Here is a 17,688-nt window from a genome sequence, read left to right on the forward strand (position 1 = left end):
GCTAAAACCTTAAGCCAAATACTGGTTCGCTTCTAACCAATCAAGCGCAACCAGTGCCGCCAATGAGCATACCGCTCTGTCGTTGCCATCCACAAACTTAAGCTCTTCAATTTCGGCATCCGGAGACAGTTCGCCGGTATAATCAGCAAGATAGCAAGTCAATTGCACCGATACGCCTTCCGCTTTGCCATCAGCTTGGCCTGTAAACGTCTCGACGTATTTGATGGAGTCAGGCACTAAATCAACTGAGATCTCTTCTTTGATTTCGCGAACCAGTGCTTGCTCATCACTTTCGCCAGCTTCACGCTTACCACCCGGTAGATAGAACAGTTCTTTGCCTTTTGATCTGACCATCAACAGCTTGCCGTCTTTGATGAATATCCAAGCCAGCTTATCAATTACCTTATGCATGTCGTTAGACCTTATTTCTGTTTTAGTTCTCGTTCTTACTGAATCAAGCCACACCATTAGTCGCGACCAAACAAAGCCTGGGTATGTTACACGCTGGAAGGAATATACTCTATTGAATCGAATAGGAAATATCATCGCCAAAACGAAAAATGACAGCGTTCGAGACAATTCTCGTCAACTGTCATCGGCGATGTTTACGAACTGCTCTCTAGCTGCCCGCGAATAGTATCAATCGACTAGCCACTTAAGCGCAGAGTCATGGTCTTCGAATGACTTAATCTCACCGGACACAAACCAACTGCCTACTTTTGATGCCATTTCTTGCCAGCTTTTATCACCATATATCGCGATTTTGTCTATCTTCGAATTGAGCTCTAATCCAAGTTTAAAATCGTCCCAAGCAGCACGTAACTCCCAACCCGTTAAGGTGGAGATGTCGACCAGCATCTTGAGTTCAGATGAATCGAGTTCTTCTAGCGTGGTATTTAGAATTGGCATCATTGCTTGATAGTCATCGTGTGTAAGCTTGCCTTTCGCTTTAAACACAACGATGGTTTCACCGCTAACACGTTCAATTCCAAACGATATTCCGTGACGTTCGATACTCATAGTCTAGCCCTTATAGTGGAAATTAGACTTAGCTTAGAGGATTAGACAGCAAAGAGATGAGAGATTGGCGTCAAAACAGACAAGCATCCGAACGGGTTTTAGTTACTGACATTTTAACGGCGTTTAATCGCAACGACCGAGTATGTGTGCCAATGCTTCACCCTACCCAGCGACGTGAGTGCTTGTTCGTCTCGCTCATGGAATCGTACTATCTCAAAGTCGTTGAATAAGCTGAGTACTTTGGCTTTCGTTAACGGCGTTGTTGGAGTTCGATAGCCATGTGCCCAACTGTCATCGACGCCCATGAAATCACCTGCAAATACGCCACCTACTTCAAGACAGTATTCAATATTGTGCCAAACCCCGTCAAAACGCGTTGGGTCAGCAAAAAACAGACTCGAATTGGCAATCACTACGCCAGATTTTGGGTAATCATAGTGTTCAAATCCACTTTCAGATATCTCGACCAAAGATTTGCGACCAAAACGATCCCGACATAGTGCAATCGAATCAGGATTAACGTCGAAGCCATACACTTGATACGCTTGTTGTTCTAAAAAAGCGATGTCACTACCTGTTCCACAACCACAATCAATCGCAACATTTAAGCCTGACTCATTCAGTTTGATTGCGAATTCAGTTCTCTTTAAATGAGGTTTGCTTAGTGCTTTTTGGTAATACTGACGCCAGATCTCTGAATGTTCATCCATGGCGTTTATCCAACAGTTCGCTTAGGGATTGAACTTGTACGATACGTGGATGCTGTGACTTAAGCTCAACTCCTTCCGTGTTCAACCACACCGCGTGCAAACCCGCTTCAAGTGCTGGGTAAATGTCTTTCTCTAGAGTGTCGCCAACCATGGTGATGTCTGGTGGTGCAACACCGAGCTTAGAAATAATGGCAGGATAGAACCCCGACTCGAACTTAGAAAAGCCAATGCTCGCCTTACAAAAGTAACCCAAGATATATTGAGACAGGCCAACGCGCTCAAAGGCACGAATGATGTCGTCTTTACTGGAATCACCAGCATTGGTGGCAACGTAGACTTGATGATTTTTAGAGAGTTCAGCCAGTAATGCACGAGCACCACTCACTTCTTGTACCGTTTCCCAGTCACACATCTTCCCTTGTGCGTCTGGGAAATCGACCATCAGCGTATTGCCCCAGTCGAATAAGACTATTTCTGTTAATTCGATTAGCTTTGTCATCTTGCCTCCTGCATACGATGAATTATCTAATGTTTAAGCGAGCCTATAAAAACTTCTCGATAAGGATCTCGTCAAAGTACTGATCGCCAATCTTACCGTGTTTCTTAGCCGTTCCGACGATTTCAAAACCTTGCTTAAGGTATACCGCTAACGCGCGCTCGTTGTCTGCTCTTACATAGGCGAACAGTTTTTCATAACCTTTGGCTTTCGCTGCTTTGAATGTGTAATCAAACAACTGCTTGGCGACGCCCTGCCCACGGCTATTAGCATCAACATAAGTGCCAATAATACCAACATGGTCAAAGGCCTTAGTGTAAGTAGCAAATGGTTCTACATTCTGAAAACCAAGCAGCTGGCTTGTCGTCTCGTTGACTGCAACGCTAAATACACCACGTTCTGGGAACGACTCAATGAATACCTTTTCTTCTTCAACAGTAAAAGTCTGGTCCAAGATCGTATAACGCGCTTCGATAATGATTGGATTCAATACATTAATAATGCCTTGTGCATCTTCTACCACGACTTCTCTGATTGTTAAGCTCATACTTCTCTACCTTTTTATTGCTTTGGGCAGATTCTATATCGCTACAAGCCATCTCTTTGATAGGACAGAATGTTGTCGAAGGCGATATCAAAGTAGAGTTCGTAGCTATTTTGTTCAACATAGCCCAGATGTGGAGTCGCAGTGACGTTTGGTAAGGACAGTAGCGGTTCGATGTCCAGTTATCTTGCTTTAGTCAAAGACACCTAAAGTGCCATGCCTCGAGATTCAACATGGCACTCACTGGGGAGTTCACTGTTGATAAACCACTTTGAAACGCTCCAACATAAGTAACATGTCTTCACTTGGTGAGATCTTGAGCTCTTCACATTCACGAGAGAAGAAGTTCCAGTGCGCTTTTCTCCACCATTCTAGTGTTTTGTCACCCTCGCCTTCTGCAGCAGCAAACTCCGCACTCACTTCGTTGTATTTGCACGACGAAACCGACGTGATCTCAACAATACAGACGGGCTTGCCATCCCAGTCAGTGACGACTTGCAAGTGACCAACTACTGGTCTCGTCTCGCCTTCATGGCTGTACCAATATTCAAGGCTGCAAGACGCTTGTTTTTCACCCTTGAGAATTAACTGGGCGCAGAGGTTGGCGTTGTATTCATCAGCACAGTAATAGTCGGCACTAAAAGAGGTGTATTGCGAAGCAACGTCTGCTGGTAATGTGTTGAGGTAGCTATCAAGATAAGCTTTGCTTCTTTCTTCCATGATCTTTCCAAATTCAATATCAGGTTGAGCCGATAAACACTTATAGATTAAGCATCTGGCTGCATTGGGAGTAACCTATCAAGTCAGGTTATAGCTGTAAACCGAGTGAATATCAAAATGTGGGCTGAGAAAGAAGAATATAGGTAGGATTTCGAGGCCAGTACAAGGAGATTCAAAAAGTGAAAGAAGAGCCAAAAGCACCTTTAGTCGGTGCTTTTGGCTCTTAGTATCTCGTTACTAATAGCTCGTAACTGACGGGGTATTAACGGTTCAAGAAGTCGACCGCTTTGTCTGGGAAGTCGGTAAACACACCATCAACTTTGACTTGGTTGTAGAAGACATCCAACATGCCATCAAAGTTATCAGCATAAGCTGGGATTCTTCCTGGGTCAGCACGGAACGTGTACGGGTGAACATCTAAGCCCGCGTCTTTTGCTGACTTCATTAACGGTTTAATAATGATGTTATCTTTGGTCGATGCATCGTCCACCAACATTGGCTTCCAAGGGCCTATTCCTTCCGCATAAGACGCCACTTTTTCCATGCCACCAGCTTCAAACATCCAGTCGTAACTGTACGGCGTTGCTTTGTCACCTTGGTAGGTCATGGTTTCATTCCAATCTGTATAGGCCATCAACTGAACGAGCTTAAGATCCATTTCCATCACTGGCATGAGCTCATCGTTAATGCGTTGAAGTTCATTGGCGTCAAAACACTGCAAATACACTTTGTCGTCTTTCGATAGGTAACCATATTGATGCAAGGTCGCAAGTACCGCTTTGGAGATGTCTTTGCCTTCGTGACGATGGAACCAAGGTGCTTTAATTTCAGGATAGATGCCCACGTCATAACCTAAGGTCTTATTTAGGCCTTGGATCAGCTCGATCTCTTCTGCAAAGGTAGCGACACGAAAATCAGACTGCCACATTGGGAAGCGCGTTGGGTACCCTGCCACTCTTTTACCTTGGTCATCGAGGTTAAAGCCTTCGGTCACTTTCAGGGATTTAATCTCAGCGAGCGTAAAATCAATCGCGTAGTAACGGCCATCTGAACGAGCACGTGTTGGAAAGCGATCCGCGACATCGGTGACTCGGTCTAGATAATGATCATGCAAAACCACCAATTGGTCGTCTTTGGTCATCACGACATCTTGTTCGATGTAGTCGGGTTTCATTGCATAAGCGAGCGCTTTAGCGGGTAATGTGTGTTCAGGTAAATAACCAGAAGCACCGCGATGCGCAATCACTAAAGGATCTGCTAATGCATTTGCAGATAAGCTTAGTGCTAATAAGGTCAGAGACAGTGACGTTGTTTTCATTATTGTTTCCCTTGATAAAACAGAAGCAGGATATACCTGCCTCTGTTGTTATTTATAGATGTGATTCAGTAAATACACTACTGAGCTAACGCTTCTTTCTCTCGTTCGAGATCTTTTTGTTTATGGTGCGCACGCTCACCTAAGAAGGCGTACAGCAGACAGATGATTGAAGCTACACAAGCGCCGACCAAAATAATGAAGCCGCCATCCCAACCGTAATGGTCAACCATAAAGCCGAGTATTGCGTTCGCAGCAACCGCGCCACCTAAGTAACCAAACAAACCTGTTAGACCAGCCGCTGTACCTGCAGCTTTCTTAGGTGCAAGTTCCAGTGCATACAAACCGATCAGCATTACAGGACCATAGATAAGGAAACCAATCGCAACCAGTGCCAACATATCAACCGTTGGGTTACCCGCAGGGTTCAGCCAATATACCAACACAGCGACTGTCACTAGAACCATGAACAAGATACCTGCAGGTGCTCGTCGACCTTTGAATAGCTTATCTGAAATCCAACCACACAATAAGGTGCCAGGGATACCTGCCCACTCATACAGGAAGTAAGCCCAAGATGATTTATCGACAGAGAAGTCTTTTGCTTCTTTTAAGTAAACCGGAGCCCAGTCGAGTACGCCATAACGGATAAGGTAAACAAACGCGTTAGCAATCGCGATTGACCACAACAGTTTGTTAGAGAAAACGTACTTAAAGAAGATCTCTTTCGCCGTCATTTCTTTCTCATGAGACGTATCGTAGTCGTCTGGGTAATCGTCTTTATGTTCTTCAATCGGTGGTAAGCCGCAAGATTGAGGTGTATCTCTTACAGTAAACCAAACAAAGACAGCAACGAGAGTGGCAAAAAATGCAGGAACATAAAAAGCGGTTCGCCAATCGTCGTTAAAAGCCCACAGCCCCAACAAGAACATTGGGCCAATCAAACCGCCACCCACGTTGTGAGCAACGTTCCATACTGACACTATCTCACCACGTTCTTTTCGTGACCACCAGTGGACCATGGTTCGTCCACAAGCTGGCCAACCCATACCTTGGAACCAACCATTCAAGAACAGCAGGATAAACATCGCAGTGATGCTGCCTGTTGCCCAAGGCATAAAGCCAAAGCAGAACATCACCAGTGCCGACATTAACAAGCCACCGCTGAGGAAGTATCGAGGATTAGAACGGTCAGAAACACTGCCCATTAAGAACTTAGATAAGCCGTAAGCGATAGATACCGCCGCTAATGCAACCCCTAGTTCTCCACGGCTAAAACCTTGTTCAATGAGATAAGGCATCGCCAAACTAAAGTTTTTACGGACTAAGTAGTACCCCGCATAGCCAACGAAGATGCCAAGAAACAGCTGCCATCGTAGTCGTGTGTAGGTGCTATCGATCTTATCTGATGACAAGCGATCGATATGCGCCATAGGTTTGAATATTCCAAACATAGGAACCTCATAATTATTGGGCGAAGGAAGAATTTAAATGCTCGAACGAAAAAATTTAGCGCTCATTCGAAATCAAGGGAATTGTATGTGCTTCAGGATTAATTTCTGTGATAGAGGTAGTTATTAACAAAAAATAACTTTAAATACAGCATATTAGTTTCATTTAATTAGACTGCGCTTCATATTTTTGTTTGTATCTGTTTAATTAAACATCAGAACTTTCGAGTACGAATAAATCCAAAAAGAGCGAGCGAACATAAATCAACCAACAACAACTTTGTTATTACTGCGAATGCATAGTGAATAACAACAATTTTGGTTGAATCTGTGGAGTTATGAAGGTGGTTTGGGCTATTGGTTAAAGAAGTTCGCTAAAATCAATGCAAACAAAAAGGGTCTAGATTTCTCTAGACCCTTTTAGGTAATAACGCTTGGTGGCTTGATGTTGGCTAATTAAGCAAACATTAGCTAATTACTCGAAGTATTAGCTAGCCACACGACGTGACTATGCGTCGATGTAAAAAGCTTCTACAGTGCCTTTTAGAGTAATAAGCATTGGCTGACCAAAACGATCTAGCGCTTTTGGAGAAGGGATCTTAACCCAACCTTCGCTGATGCAGTATTCTTCAACATCAGTACGCTCTTTACCATTTAGACGAATGCCGATTGGGTATTCGAAACACTCAGCAACGTGGTGTGGGCTGCGTGGGTTGCCTGCAAGATGATCTGGTAAAGCTGGTCTTGAATTAGTATCGCTCATGTTCATTACCTGTATGTACGTAAATAAAAAAAGTGCGTCATTCTAGTCAATATAGGCTTTGTGCTCAACAACTGCTGCAATAAATCGTCTTGATCGTTTTAATCAACAGCTAGTTGTTTGATTTAAAGGCGATATCGGCATGAGTTTCAACGAAAATTTAACAGGTTTATGCATTATGGATGAAAGGGAGAAATTCATTACTCGAACGGCAGATAAACTAATATCAGGCTTTTATTCCGAGCTTATCGATTAAGCTCAATACTCATCACTTTATGGTTCGGTTCTGATTCGATATTTACGATTGACCAACCTAGCCCTTGGTAGAGACCCATGATATTGGTGTACGCGTAGAGTTGAGTTTGCACTGCAGAAGAAACCTGTCTGACACCACGATTAATCAGTTCACTGGCAATGCCTTGACCGCGCCATTGAGGGTCGACAAACACAGCGTTGATCCACACTACATCACGAACTTGGTGAGGTTCTTGAAAATAGGAATACGCCAAGCCACCAATGACCACATTATCGCGAAGTACTGTTATTACTGGAGGGAGTTGTACGTTTTCTTTATATGTATCTTTAAACTTGAAATCAGACCATTCACTTTGAAATAAGCCCTCTAACTCATGCCAATAAGGTGAGTTTTCATCGCAATTTCTAAAGATTACTTTCTGCATTTTTCCGTCCTTTTAAAGAGAGTAATTCGGCTATCCTAGCCTTGTTTAATCTAAGTGTAGGTAAAGCTACTCTTCTTCGTCGTAATCGTCTGCTGGGTCTTGATTAATTTCTTCGCCGCATCCTAGGCATTCACCTTGCAGATCCTTAGGCATCACAATAATCAAACCACAATGAGGGCAAAGATCGCCTTGTTGAAACATCCTGTATTCCTTCTACTTAATGGCTATTGCTTAGGATATTTTTGCTTACTCGCTTCTAGCCAGTCGTGAATCACTTGGCGAGCGGATTCCGACGGAGGTGCATTTCGTTTTCCGCAGATTTGGTCTATTTCAAAAGGAAATGCTTTGCTCGGGACGCGGCGTAAACCTATGGTTAAACGCTGAGGCTTGAGCATGCGGAACACCACATAACGATCGCTCATGATTCGGTTGTGATACACGCCAATACAGTGCTTCTGCTCGATGCCTTCGTGTTCAAGGTCGTAATAATCCGTGAGCGGATGAATGTTGTCATTGCCAAGTAAAGGAACGGGATAAGGGATGTCTTTATCCATTGGGCAGTTACCCTCCAAGCGTCGTAATTGGCGTTGCTCCGTCCAGCGGTCATGCAGTTGCTCAAACATCGCAAAAGAGTTCTGACTGGTAATCGCACGCAGTGGATCATCCATCTCCAAATCTTGCCCTAACAATATCGCATCTTGGAACATCGCCATCTTCGACGGTGCATTAAGTCTACCCTCTTCCACCATTGCAATCCCTAATCGGCTGCCAGTTAGAAATGGATGAACTTGGTCCAAACGCAGGGCTGTGTATCCAACTTTTGAGTAATGCTTAAACTTAAGGACTCGTCTTTGCAGCGGTTCGAGAATACGAACAATGTGGTCGAGTTCATCACCAACATTGTAATGAAGCTCTAGCTTGTCGATGAATTTGAGTGTCGCCTTGCTGCCGTCTAAGCCCAACTTGGTAAGGATCTTCTTCTGCCCTAAGCGACTTAGTGCCAGTGCTTTCTTGTTGTCGACACTGTATTTCATGCAGATCAAAGCCAAAATAACAGGCCTTAATTCAAGCAATTGCGCGGCTTCATAAGTATTCGCAGCAAGCCACAACATCTGGTATTGGTATTCTGGAAAGTCGTCGGTGATTTCACGATAACGCGCAGGTAATGAATTTAGCCAACGACCATTCACGTCAAACTGTTCAACAAGGTTGAGGCTCAGCCCAATGCCTCCATCAAGCGGTCGTCTACCATCTTCAAACACATGAAAGCCGACGAGCTTTTGAGACCAGTCTCGGATCTCAATATCGTAGTCGAAACCTAATGTTCGAGTGGGAATGGTTAGTAGTGCTGTCATTGATGCCTCTTCGTTATTGGCGCATTGAACTATCAAGCCTATCTAACAGCATAAGCTAGCGCTTCAACCACTATATCAACCTTTTGTAAATTTCTTACCAATCAAAGCGATATAAATACGATAGTGCTTAGAAGAACATTGAATGATGATTTTACGGAATATGAGATCTCTTCGATATCATTTGCGTCAACAGAAACTATGCTTGTTACATAACTCACAACAAGAGGCTTTAATTATGGATTACCGACATATTCTGGTCGCACTTGAACTGTCTGACGACACCAAGATTCTCATTGATAGAGCGACCTTCTTCGCTGATAAACTGGAGGCTGGCATTTCATTTGTTTATATCGATGGTACGCATGGAGAAATTTATCCAGAGCTCGTTGATATTCAGGGAAATGACGGTGATTTACCCATCAATGAAGATGCCGTTAAGCATTTGAAAGAGTTTGAAGCCTACGCCAAACACCCAATCAAGCACATTTTCGTGGGAACGGGTGATTTGAACGATAAGCTCAAAAATGCCATCGAAGCAAACGGAGTTGACCTATTGCTGTGCGGCCATCACCATGATTTTTGGCATAAGCTCATCTCCCATTCTAAACAGATCATCGATACTTCCCCTATCGATATTCTCGTTGTTCCAATGGAATAGAAGCTCCAGTTCGACACTCAAAAATAACCGGCTTTGCCAACCTCTATCGGTATTATTGGTTGGCTTGATATCCTCTTCCACACACTCATCCTGACCGAAATCTCCTATTTCCCACTTAGAGTAATCATTTGTGATCTTGTCAGCCTATCAACTCGTAAGCGTCTAATAATTAACAAATCACGTCATTTCGATTTGAATCAACGTACTGAAATGTACGACCCAGACCATGCCTTCATCAATCAATGGACAGGCGGTAACGCAGTCACAACAAGCCTCACAAACCAGGACGCATTATGAAATTTAAAACGGTACGACTTGTATTAGGTGACCAACTCAACATTGAGCATTCATGGTTTAGACAGGTTAACGATGACGTTATTTACATCATTGCTGAGCTAAAACAAGAAACAGATTATGTTGCCTCTCACGTTCAAAAAGTGGCCGCGTTTTTCTGTGCGATGGGTTACTTCGCTAACGAACTCAAAGAACAAGGTCATCAAGTACTCCACCTTACTCTTGACGACACAACGCAATTTGAAAACCTAGACACACTTTTAAAGCACTATGTACACGAATTCGGCGCAGAGAAATTCGAATATCAAAGGCCAGATGAATATCGCCTCTTAGAGCAGATGAACAAGCTCAAGCTGACCAATGCGACCAAAGGTTGTTGTGATACAGAACACTTCCTCTTTCCATTCGAGGAGATAGAACAACAGTTTCCAAAAGACAAACACATCATGATGGAACACTTCTATCGCCGAATGAGAAAACGTTTCGACATTTTGCTAGAAGACGGAAAGCCCGTTGGCGGAAAATGGAATTACGACGCGAACAATCGAAATAAGCTCAAGAAACAAGACATCGAAAACCTACCTCAGCCGCTGATGTTTACCAATGATATAACCGACATTTTGCAACGTATCGAACGTCACCAAGTACAAACCATTGGTCAAGTCGGTAACCAGTTACTATGGCCGGTGAACCGCGCACAAAGCTTGTCTCTACTCGCTCATTTCTGCCAAGTCTGCTTGCCGTTATTTGGGCAGTTTCAAGATGCGATGACGACAGAGCACGACTCTAAATGGAGCTTGTATCATAGCCGTATATCGTTCTCGCTGAACAGTAAACTGCTGAGCCCTAAAGAAGTGATTGATGCAGCACTGTCGGCCTACCAAGCATCCTGTCTTCGAGACAGCTCACCAGATAAGCCAAGCATCGATATTGCACAGGTCGAAGGATTTGTACGCCAAATACTGGGGTGGCGAGAGTACATACGCGCCGTCTATTGGGCAAACATGCCTGCTTACGCCAACAAAAACCATTACTCAGCACATAATAACCTGCCCCATTACTTTTGGGACGGACAAACCAAGATGAACTGCATGAAGCATGCGATTGACCAGTCTCTTGAGTTTGCTTACGCGCACCACATCCAAAGGTTAATGATCACTGGCAACTTCTGTTTAATCACGGGTATAGACCCTGACCAAGTCGATAGTTGGTACCTCGGTATTTACGTCGACGCGATTGAGTGGGTTGAAATGCCAAATACGCGAGGTATGGCACTGTTTGCGGATGGCGGGATCGTAGGAACCAAACCATACTCTGCCAGCGGTTCCTATATCAACCGCATGAGTGACTACTGCAAAGGCTGTCACTACAAGATAAAAGAACGCAGCGGCGAGCAATCTTGCCCTTTCAATAGCTTGTATTGGCGCTTTATGGACCAGCACCGCGATGCGTTAAACCGCAACCCACGTATGGGCATGTTATATCGCTCTTGGGACAACATGGATGAGCAATCACAACAAGCGATTCTCGATACTGCTGAACAACGAATCACAAACTTGGAGAACTTATAATAGTGGAGCAACTCAGATTACACATATTGGTGGTCGGTGGGAGCGGCGGTATTGGTTTCGCTGTGGTTAAACACCTATTATCTGAGCTCTCTCGGTTTGATTTTCTTGATGTGCATGTAGACGCGACTTACCACTCTCAACAGCCGGAACTAGAAAACAATCGCTTGAGCTGGCACAAAGTCGACGCCACCGACGAAGCTGATATTAAGCGCTTGAGTTCTGAGTTTGAACAACTTGATTGGCTGATCAACTGCGTGGGTATGCTCCACACTCCAGATCTTGGACCGGAAAAGAACTTGTCGTCCATCGACCCTGAGTTTTTCCTCAAAAACATCTCTGTGAATACCCTGCCCAGCTTGTTATTAGCAAAACACTTCACGCCGATACTTAAAGCGAGCGACAATCCAAAGTTTGCTGTGGTATCCGCAAAGGTTGGCAGTATTTCAGACAACAGATTAGGCGGTTGGTATAGCTACCGCTCATCGAAAGCAGCCCTAAATATGTTCATCAAAACCATGTCGATCGAATGGCAACGCACCATTAAGAAAGGCACCGTGTTGGCTCTGCACCCGGGCACGACAGACACAGCTCTGTCGAAGCCTTTTCAGACCAATGTCCCTGAAGGTAAGTTGTTTGAGTCAAGCTATGTCGCCCATCAGTTGGTCGATATTATTCGCACTGCCACACCGGCTAACAGTGGGCACTTCTACGCTTACGATGGTGAACAGTTAAATTGGTAGTTGATACGAGTGTCCGTCTTTCATTAGTGCTAAAAAAGAAAACCCAACAGAGTTGAAGCTCCATTGGGTTTTTATTTAGAAAGAACGCCTCTGTTTTAAAAGGCGTTTGGTTGATATCTAGCTAAAGATCAAAACTGATCATCACGATTATTCAGCCCAATTGAACTTAGTATCGTCAACACCTTCTTTCTCTTCTTTAGCTCGCTCGCGTCGATGTTGTTCTTCAATTCGCGCAGCGTCTATCTCTTGCATGATGGCTTCGATATCAGCCAAGTCGTCGGTTTCCGTAAACTCACCCGTCAGTTTGCTGTCTGGCTTCAAGTCGCCTTTCTCGTACAGCGCCCACATTTCCTTGGCATACTCGGTTTTTGCCAGTTCAGGAGCAAACTGAGCGTAATAGTCACGGATGTTATTGATGTCACGAGCCAGCATCCACTCAGCGTTGTTGTTAGCCGAAGCGTCAACCGCTTGTGGTAGGTCGATAATTACTGGACCGTACTCATCCACCAATACGTTGAACTCAGACAAGTCACCATGGATCAAACCAACACACAGCATTTTAACTACGTAAGTCATCATCACGGCGTGGTCTTCGATCGCTTGCTCTGCTGACATCACCACATCGTTCAAACGTGGTGCAACGTAACCCTCATCGTCAGTGACCAGCTCCATAAGCAGTACGCCATCAAAGCAACCATAAGGGACAGGCACACGAACACCCGCTTCTGCCAGTTTATATAAGGCATCCACTTCAGCACTTTGCCAAACCTTTTCTTGTTGTTCACGACCAAAGCCAGAGCCTTTTTCCATCGCTCGAGCGCGGCGGCTATTTCGGACTTTTCGGCCTTCACGATACGCGGTCGCTTTTTTGAAGCTGCGTTGGCTTATTTCCTTATATACCTTGGCACAACGGATCGTATCGCCGCAGCGCACAATGTACACCGATGCTTCTTTGCCACTCATGAGTTGGCTTGTCACCTCGTCGACTAAACCGTCGTCAACTAAAGGCTGTATTCTTTTAGGTATCTTCATGCCGCCTTTATACATCACTTATCTTACAGATAGAAATATTAACTTGAGAAATGAATGACGAAACGATTAAAGGATCATCAAAATTACGACAAAGGAAGGAAATATTGGAGTTAACGGGTTTAGATCATGAGGATTGACCTGATCTATTCAGATTATGGGACTAAGACTTATTACGACGACAACGTTCAGAACAGTAGATCACGTCATCCCAACAGCGCTGCCATTTTTTACGCCATGCGAAAGGCTTTTGGCAAACAGGACATATCTTAGTCGGTAAATGGGGTTTCTTGTGCATGGCCGTTCCCTTCTTGAAGCATCCACTTCCTGCGTTTACTAGAGATTCCCTATTACGCTCGTACCTCGCTTTAGGGAATGACGAAGGTAATGCGAACAAATCTAGATTCCCTATTACGTTCGTACCTCGCTTTAGAGAATGACGAAGGCAATACGAACAAAGCCTAGTTCTCTATGACGTTCGTTCCTGACTTTAGGAGTGACTGCGTAGTGATTTGTGACTACTCCCGACTCCGTCATCCTCGAGAAGGAGGAACGACTGAGGCGGGGATCTGCTTCATCTAGCTCTATTTCTGCGCAGATAAATTTAGCAAGAACCAAAGTAACAACCTAAGCGACAACCTTGTACTGCTTCTCCATCTCACTCACACCTAAGCCAGAGTGTTTTGTCACTTTAAGCTGAACGGGCACTCGCTCTTTCAGTGCTTCAACGTGGCTAATGACACCGATCATCTTGCCTGATGCATTCAAGTTATCTAACGCGTTAAGGGCAATGTCCAATGTGTCACTATCCAACGTGCCGAAACCTTCATCTAAGAACAGAGAATCAATACTGGTTTTGTAGCTCACAAGATCAGAAAGCGCTAATGCCAACGCCAAGCTCACCAAGAAGCTTTCGCCACCTGATAACGTCTTGGTATCACGCATCACATCGCCCTGCCATGTGTCGAGCACTTGCAGTTCTAAACCATCGTCGGCTTTGCGTTTAAGCTCGTAACGACCATGCAAACGCTGTAGCTGCTTGTTCGCAAGGTACACCAAGTTTTCCAACGTTAAACCTTGGGCAAACTTACGGAATTTATCGCCGTTCTTAGAGCCGATAAGTGAGTTCAGACGTGAAATATCATCAAACTCGACTTGTTGCTCGTCGATCTGCTTAAACAGATCTTGCTGATTGCTGCGGTTCTGGCTATCCGTTTCAAGATTGGCAGAAATTGCGCCGATCTTGGTTGCATGGCTTTGTTGTGCGTTTTGACACTCAGTCGTCGCTTCTTCAACTTGCTGTTGGTTTTGCTCTTGCCATGCTTTCGCATTTTCGTGGTTTTGTAGCTCCACTTTCGTCGTTTTAGCGGTGTTCAACCTTGCTTGCGCACTGACAATCGATTCGTCTAAAGACTTCTTCAGGCTTTGAAGTTGAGTTCTAACCTCTTCATCCAACAACGCCGCTTCAAAATTCACCTCATCTTCGAATGGGCTAGCTTTCAGTGCATCTAACCAAGCATTCAACGCTTGTGTGTGACTGAACTGCTTGCTGACTAGCTCGTCCGAGAAACCAGTGTGTTTGGTTTGCTCGGTTCGATGTTCCAGTTCACTGCGGTTAAGCACTAACTGAGCGGCATCAAATGCATTTACCGCTTCAGTGATTTTTTGCTTCATCGCATTGCTGGTGGCTTGAATGTCTTTGTCACCAAACAACTCTGTTCTTTCAGCCGTTACACGAGTCAGCTCTAGCACTAGAGACTCACTCTCTTGCGTCAGTGTCGCAAGCTCTTTCTCAGCGCTGCTTAGCTTGTCGTCTAAGGTTTTCAATTCGGCATTTTGAGTAATCAGTTGCTTCTCAATATCGGCCTGTTGCTGTTTGGTTTTCTGCCATGTGCTTGATGCTTGCGATTTCGCAGTAAACCAATCATCGATATGTTCAAGTTCAGGCGCTTCGATAGAAGTTTGAACAATGCTCTCTTTCAAAGCGTTCCATTGCTGATCTTTCGTTTGAGTTATCTGAGTCACTTGTTCGTTTGCGACTTGGTTTTGCTTATTCAGATCCGCTAAGCGCTGCTCAGCTAACTCTAAATTAGACTGCGCTTTATCAGCTTCGACACTCGCAGACAGGCGTTTTTTTTCAACTTCAGAAAAATGTGCTTTGGCATCAACTAACGCTTTGAGCTGCTGAATGGTGTAATTTAATTGCTGCTCACACTGCTCGGTGAAATAAACCACTGCCGCTTCATTACCTAAATCATCATTGGTTAGCAGCGCTAGTTCCGGATCTGCATCGTCGAAGCCAATTAAGCTCTGTTGAAGCTTGCCGACAACGCCTTGCCAATTCAGTTGAGCTTGTTGAATGTCCGCTTGCGCACGTTGAATGTCATCGTTAAGCACTGCAATCATAGGGGCAAGAGAATCTAACTGCTGACGATGCTCTTGGCCTTCTTTCTGAATCGCTGCTAATTCTTGTTCCTCAAGCTCTTTCTGGGCATTCAAATCCTTCGAACTTTGTGATTGTTCGATCGCATGGTCTGTTGAACCACACAATGGACAATCCATACCTGGCTTCAATGACGCTCGGTATTTCGCAAGGTCACCTTCTTGATCAATTAAGCGAACTAAACGTTCAAGTGAGGTCTTTTTTTCTTGGTATCGCAGAAGCAACACTTCACGCTCTTTCGAAAGCTTGTCGACCAACTGGGTGTTGGTTTGATGTGCCTGTGTTTTTGCGTGCAGCTGTTGTTGGGCATTTAGGAAACCACGATTGATCTCGAGTAATGAGTGCGTATTGCGATTCCAAAACTCCAACAGATCTTTTTGCGAATTCAACACTTGCTCGCTAGTGTTGCCTTGCAAGGCTTCCCACTGTTGCTTTGCACTACTTTCTAGCACAACCAATTCAGCTAAAGTTTTATCTTGTGTTGCTTTAGCGTCTTGAGCAGATTTGATAATCGTTTGCTGTGCATCAACCGCAGACAACGCTTGCTTCGCTGAATTCAACTGCTCTGAATGCTGGCGCTCTAGAGTACGAACTTGCTCGACCTTTGCTTGCCACTGACCTAGGTATTTTTCCAAATGCTGGTCAGCTTGATGCGTATTTAAGTACTCAGTACTGCGTTGATCTTGTTGCTTTAGTGCATCTATTTTTTGAACCAAAACGACCTGTTGATTAAGCTGCTGCGTATGTTGCTCGTTTAGCGTGTTCGCTGCATTAACGGTCGCAGTTTGCTTATCTTTGAGTACGGCAATTTGGTTGTCTAGCGGACGCACGAGATCGATGATCTTATCTTGATCTTGTTGCTCACTTTTTACCTGTTCGACAATCGCACTGCTTTGAGTCAGTTTAGTTTGCGCGTCTTGCATTTCTGCATCACGAACGGCAAGTAACTTGGTGCTGTTATCTAGGTGAGCTTGAGTAGTGTTCACCTCTTGTTCGCAACGCTTTAAATCTTTGTGCATTGGGCGCAGCTTTTCAGCTGGTGCACTGTTTGCCAAACGCTCTAGTGCAGGTTGGTTTCGGTCTAGTTCATCTTGAGCTGTTTTAAGATCGTGATCACTGGCCGCAATAGTTTGCTCAGCTTTGGTCACGTCTTTCCACCAGCTTAGATGCGCTTGCCACTCTTTTAATTGCTCGGCTAAACGCTTCTGCTCGGCTTCTAGCGTTTCACGCTCTGCGGTCAGCGCTTGGATTTGCTCTTCAGACAGTAAGCTCACACCTTCTGCTTTCGCTTTAAGGTGATTAAGCGACTCTTCACTCGACTTGAAATGATCGTAGATGCGCTCAGAGATCAGGCTATAGACTTCTGTGCCCGTCAGCTCTTCAAGTAGCTCGGCACGGTCGTTTGCATTGGCATTTAAGAACGCTGCAAATTCACCCTGAGACAACATGATGGATTTAGTGAAGCGTGAGAAATCGAGACCTGTTACCTGCTCCACCAACTTTGTCTTCTTGGTCAACATGGTTTCTAAGACTTTGTCGGTGTCCGCATCAGCAAACTCACACGTTGGCGTTTGTAATGCGCCATCGTGTTTTCCGCGAGCACGCTTTTGATGGAAGTTCGAGCGGTACGTTTTGCCCTGTACTTCAAACTCCAGCTCAGCAAAACACTCACCCGTGCCACGCGTCATTAATTCATTGTTGCCCTTAGCGATGCTCTTTAAACGCGGTGTGCGGTGGAACAATGCCAAACAAATCGCATCAAGAATGGTGGTTTTACCCGCCCCTGTTGGGCCAGTAATCGCAAACAAGCCATTTTCCGCAAACGGTGATTGGGTAAAATCGAGCTTCCAACGTCCTTTCAAAGAGTTCAGGTTTTCAAATTCTAGGCTTAAAATCTTCATA

At 44.7% G+C, this 17,688-nt stretch carries 18 protein-coding genes and 1 pseudogene; 3 read left to right on the top strand and 16 right to left on the bottom strand.

Annotation, left to right across the window (positions count from 1 at the left end; genetic code table 11):
- Window positions 1-9 precede the first annotated feature (9 nt).
- The 13 genes and pseudogenes from LMH68_RS00885 to LMH68_RS00945 form a co-directional block, all read right to left on the bottom strand.
- Window positions 10-411 carry an NUDIX hydrolase gene (locus LMH68_RS00885; RefSeq protein ID WP_017059210.1) on the bottom strand — a complete coding sequence of 134 codons (402 nt, stop codon included), beginning with the start codon at window positions 409-411 and terminating at the stop codon, window positions 10-12.
- Window positions 412-639: 228 nt separating this feature from the next.
- On the bottom strand, window positions 640-1,020 hold the full coding sequence (locus LMH68_RS00890) for an STAS/SEC14 domain-containing protein (protein ID WP_229647297.1): 381 nt from the start codon (window positions 1,018-1,020) through the stop codon (window positions 640-642).
- A gap of 113 nt (window positions 1,021-1,133) precedes the next feature.
- Window positions 1,134-1,730, bottom strand: coding sequence for a class I SAM-dependent methyltransferase (locus LMH68_RS00895; protein WP_229647296.1), 597 nt, complete (start codon window positions 1,728-1,730; stop codon window positions 1,134-1,136).
- Window positions 1,723-2,229, bottom strand: coding sequence for an HAD family hydrolase (locus LMH68_RS00900; protein WP_017063960.1), 507 nt, complete (start codon window positions 2,227-2,229; stop codon window positions 1,723-1,725). Before LMH68_RS00900 ends, LMH68_RS00895 begins: the two co-directional genes overlap by 8 nt.
- 43 nt (window positions 2,230-2,272) lie before the next feature.
- Complete coding sequence (locus LMH68_RS00905) at window positions 2,273-2,773, bottom strand: GNAT family N-acetyltransferase (protein ID WP_229647295.1); 501 nt, start codon at window positions 2,771-2,773, stop codon at window positions 2,273-2,275.
- A gap of 41 nt (window positions 2,774-2,814) precedes the next feature.
- Window positions 2,815-2,949: pseudogene (locus LMH68_RS00910) on the bottom strand (D-2-hydroxyacid dehydrogenase family protein); the annotation flags it as partial.
- Between the two features lie 73 nt (window positions 2,950-3,022).
- Window positions 3,023-3,490: an ASCH domain-containing protein gene (locus LMH68_RS00915; RefSeq protein WP_229647294.1), complete on the bottom strand. Its 468-nt coding sequence runs from the start codon at window positions 3,488-3,490 to the stop codon at window positions 3,023-3,025.
- A gap of 262 nt (window positions 3,491-3,752) precedes the next feature.
- The gene (gene glpQ, locus LMH68_RS00920) at window positions 3,753-4,808 is read right to left on the bottom strand and encodes a glycerophosphodiester phosphodiesterase (RefSeq protein WP_229647293.1); all 1,056 of its coding nucleotides are present in this window, start codon (window positions 4,806-4,808) and stop codon (window positions 3,753-3,755) included.
- A gap of 77 nt (window positions 4,809-4,885) precedes the next feature.
- Window positions 4,886-6,259, bottom strand: coding sequence for a glycerol-3-phosphate transporter (gene glpT, locus LMH68_RS00925; protein WP_029235560.1), 1,374 nt, complete (start codon window positions 6,257-6,259; stop codon window positions 4,886-4,888).
- Window positions 6,260-6,764: 505 nt separating this feature from the next.
- Window positions 6,765-7,019, bottom strand: a complete 255-nt coding sequence (locus tag LMH68_RS00930; protein ID WP_017059204.1) for a DUF3297 family protein — start codon at window positions 7,017-7,019, stop codon at window positions 6,765-6,767.
- Window positions 7,020-7,261: 242 nt separating this feature from the next.
- The gene (locus tag LMH68_RS00935) at window positions 7,262-7,696 is read right to left on the bottom strand and encodes a GNAT family N-acetyltransferase (protein ID WP_017059203.1); all 435 of its coding nucleotides are present in this window, start codon (window positions 7,694-7,696) and stop codon (window positions 7,262-7,264) included.
- A gap of 66 nt (window positions 7,697-7,762) precedes the next feature.
- Window positions 7,763-7,897, bottom strand: a complete 135-nt coding sequence (locus tag LMH68_RS00940; RefSeq protein WP_267868948.1) for a hypothetical protein — start codon at window positions 7,895-7,897, stop codon at window positions 7,763-7,765.
- 23 nt (window positions 7,898-7,920) lie between these two features.
- Window positions 7,921-9,051 (bottom strand): PcfJ domain-containing protein, encoded by a 1,131-nt coding sequence (locus LMH68_RS00945; protein WP_017059201.1) that lies wholly within the window; start codon window positions 9,049-9,051, stop codon window positions 7,921-7,923.
- A gap of 235 nt (window positions 9,052-9,286) precedes the next feature.
- Between LMH68_RS00945 and LMH68_RS00950 the strand changes: the two genes are divergently transcribed.
- The 3 genes from LMH68_RS00950 (at window position 9,287) to LMH68_RS00960 (ending at window position 12,314) form a co-directional block, all read left to right on the top strand.
- Entirely contained in the window at window positions 9,287-9,709 is a 423-nt protein-coding gene (locus LMH68_RS00950) for a universal stress protein (RefSeq protein ID WP_017063967.1), read from the top strand.
- A 293-nt stretch (window positions 9,710-10,002) separates the two neighbouring features.
- The gene (locus LMH68_RS00955) at window positions 10,003-11,574 is read left to right on the top strand and encodes a cryptochrome/photolyase family protein (RefSeq protein ID WP_102321009.1); all 1,572 of its coding nucleotides are present in this window, start codon (window positions 10,003-10,005) and stop codon (window positions 11,572-11,574) included.
- On the top strand, window positions 11,574-12,314 hold the full coding sequence (locus tag LMH68_RS00960; protein ID WP_229647315.1) for an SDR family oxidoreductase: 741 nt from the start codon (window positions 11,574-11,576) through the stop codon (window positions 12,312-12,314). The genes LMH68_RS00955 and LMH68_RS00960 overlap by 1 nt, the downstream gene beginning before the upstream one ends.
- 147 nt (window positions 12,315-12,461) lie before the next feature.
- Here the strand turns inward: LMH68_RS00960 and LMH68_RS00965 are convergent, their stop codons facing one another.
- The 3 genes from LMH68_RS00965 to LMH68_RS00975 all read right to left on the bottom strand — a co-directional run bounded on the left by LMH68_RS00965 (window position 12,462) and on the right by LMH68_RS00975 (window position 17,687).
- Entirely contained in the window at window positions 12,462-13,346 is an 885-nt protein-coding gene (locus LMH68_RS00965) for a PA4780 family RIO1-like protein kinase (RefSeq protein ID WP_029235559.1), read from the bottom strand.
- A gap of 160 nt (window positions 13,347-13,506) precedes the next feature.
- Window positions 13,507-13,641: a DUF2256 domain-containing protein gene (locus LMH68_RS00970; protein WP_081324519.1), complete on the bottom strand. Its 135-nt coding sequence runs from the start codon at window positions 13,639-13,641 to the stop codon at window positions 13,507-13,509.
- A gap of 329 nt (window positions 13,642-13,970) precedes the next feature.
- Window positions 13,971-17,687, bottom strand: a complete 3,717-nt coding sequence (locus tag LMH68_RS00975; protein ID WP_229647292.1) for an AAA family ATPase — start codon at window positions 17,685-17,687, stop codon at window positions 13,971-13,973.
- Between the last annotated feature and the right edge of the window lies 1 nt (window position 17,688).

The sequence above is a fragment of the Vibrio sp. F13 genome, from assembly GCF_020806305.2.
Classification (GTDB): Bacteria; Pseudomonadota; Gammaproteobacteria; order Enterobacterales; family Vibrionaceae; genus Vibrio; species Vibrio crassostreae_C.

Excerpts from the sequence above, each read along its gene's own strand:
- LMH68_RS00885 (WP_017059210.1), bottom strand. The coding sequence starts at position 411 with ATGCATAAGGTAATTGATAAGCTGGCTTGGATATTCATCAAAGACGGC.
- LMH68_RS00890 (WP_229647297.1), bottom strand. The coding sequence starts at position 1,020 with ATGAGTATCGAACGTCACGGAATATCGTTTGGAATTGAACGTGTTAGC.
- LMH68_RS00895 (WP_229647296.1), bottom strand. The coding sequence starts at position 1,730 with ATGGATGAACATTCAGAGATCTGGCGTCAGTATTACCAAAAAGCACTA.
- LMH68_RS00900 (WP_017063960.1), bottom strand. The coding sequence starts at position 2,229 with ATGACAAAGCTAATCGAATTAACAGAAATAGTCTTATTCGACTGGGGC.
- LMH68_RS00905 (WP_229647295.1), bottom strand. The coding sequence starts at position 2,773 with ATGAGCTTAACAATCAGAGAAGTCGTGGTAGAAGATGCACAAGGCATT.
- LMH68_RS00915 (WP_229647294.1), bottom strand. The coding sequence starts at position 3,490 with ATGGAAGAAAGAAGCAAAGCTTATCTTGATAGCTACCTCAACACATTA.
- glpQ (WP_229647293.1), bottom strand. The coding sequence starts at position 4,808 with ATGAAAACAACGTCACTGTCTCTGACCTTATTAGCACTAAGCTTATCT.
- glpT (WP_029235560.1), bottom strand. The coding sequence starts at position 6,259 with ATGTTTGGAATATTCAAACCTATGGCGCATATCGATCGCTTGTCATCA.
- LMH68_RS00930 (WP_017059204.1), bottom strand. The coding sequence starts at position 7,019 with ATGAGCGATACTAATTCAAGACCAGCTTTACCAGATCATCTTGCAGGC.
- LMH68_RS00935 (WP_017059203.1), bottom strand. The coding sequence starts at position 7,696 with ATGCAGAAAGTAATCTTTAGAAATTGCGATGAAAACTCACCTTATTGG.
- LMH68_RS00940 (WP_267868948.1), bottom strand. The coding sequence starts at position 7,897 with ATGTTTCAACAAGGCGATCTTTGCCCTCATTGTGGTTTGATTATTGTG.
- LMH68_RS00945 (WP_017059201.1), bottom strand. The coding sequence starts at position 9,051 with ATGACAGCACTACTAACCATTCCCACTCGAACATTAGGTTTCGACTAC.
- LMH68_RS00950 (WP_017063967.1), top strand. The coding sequence starts at position 9,287 with ATGGATTACCGACATATTCTGGTCGCACTTGAACTGTCTGACGACACC.
- LMH68_RS00955 (WP_102321009.1), top strand. The coding sequence starts at position 10,003 with ATGAAATTTAAAACGGTACGACTTGTATTAGGTGACCAACTCAACATT.
- LMH68_RS00965 (WP_029235559.1), bottom strand. The coding sequence starts at position 13,346 with ATGAAGATACCTAAAAGAATACAGCCTTTAGTTGACGACGGTTTAGTC.
- LMH68_RS00970 (WP_081324519.1), bottom strand. The coding sequence starts at position 13,641 with ATGCACAAGAAACCCCATTTACCGACTAAGATATGTCCTGTTTGCCAA.
- LMH68_RS00975 (WP_229647292.1), bottom strand. The coding sequence starts at position 17,687 with ATGAAGATTTTAAGCCTAGAATTTGAAAACCTGAACTCTTTGAAAGGA.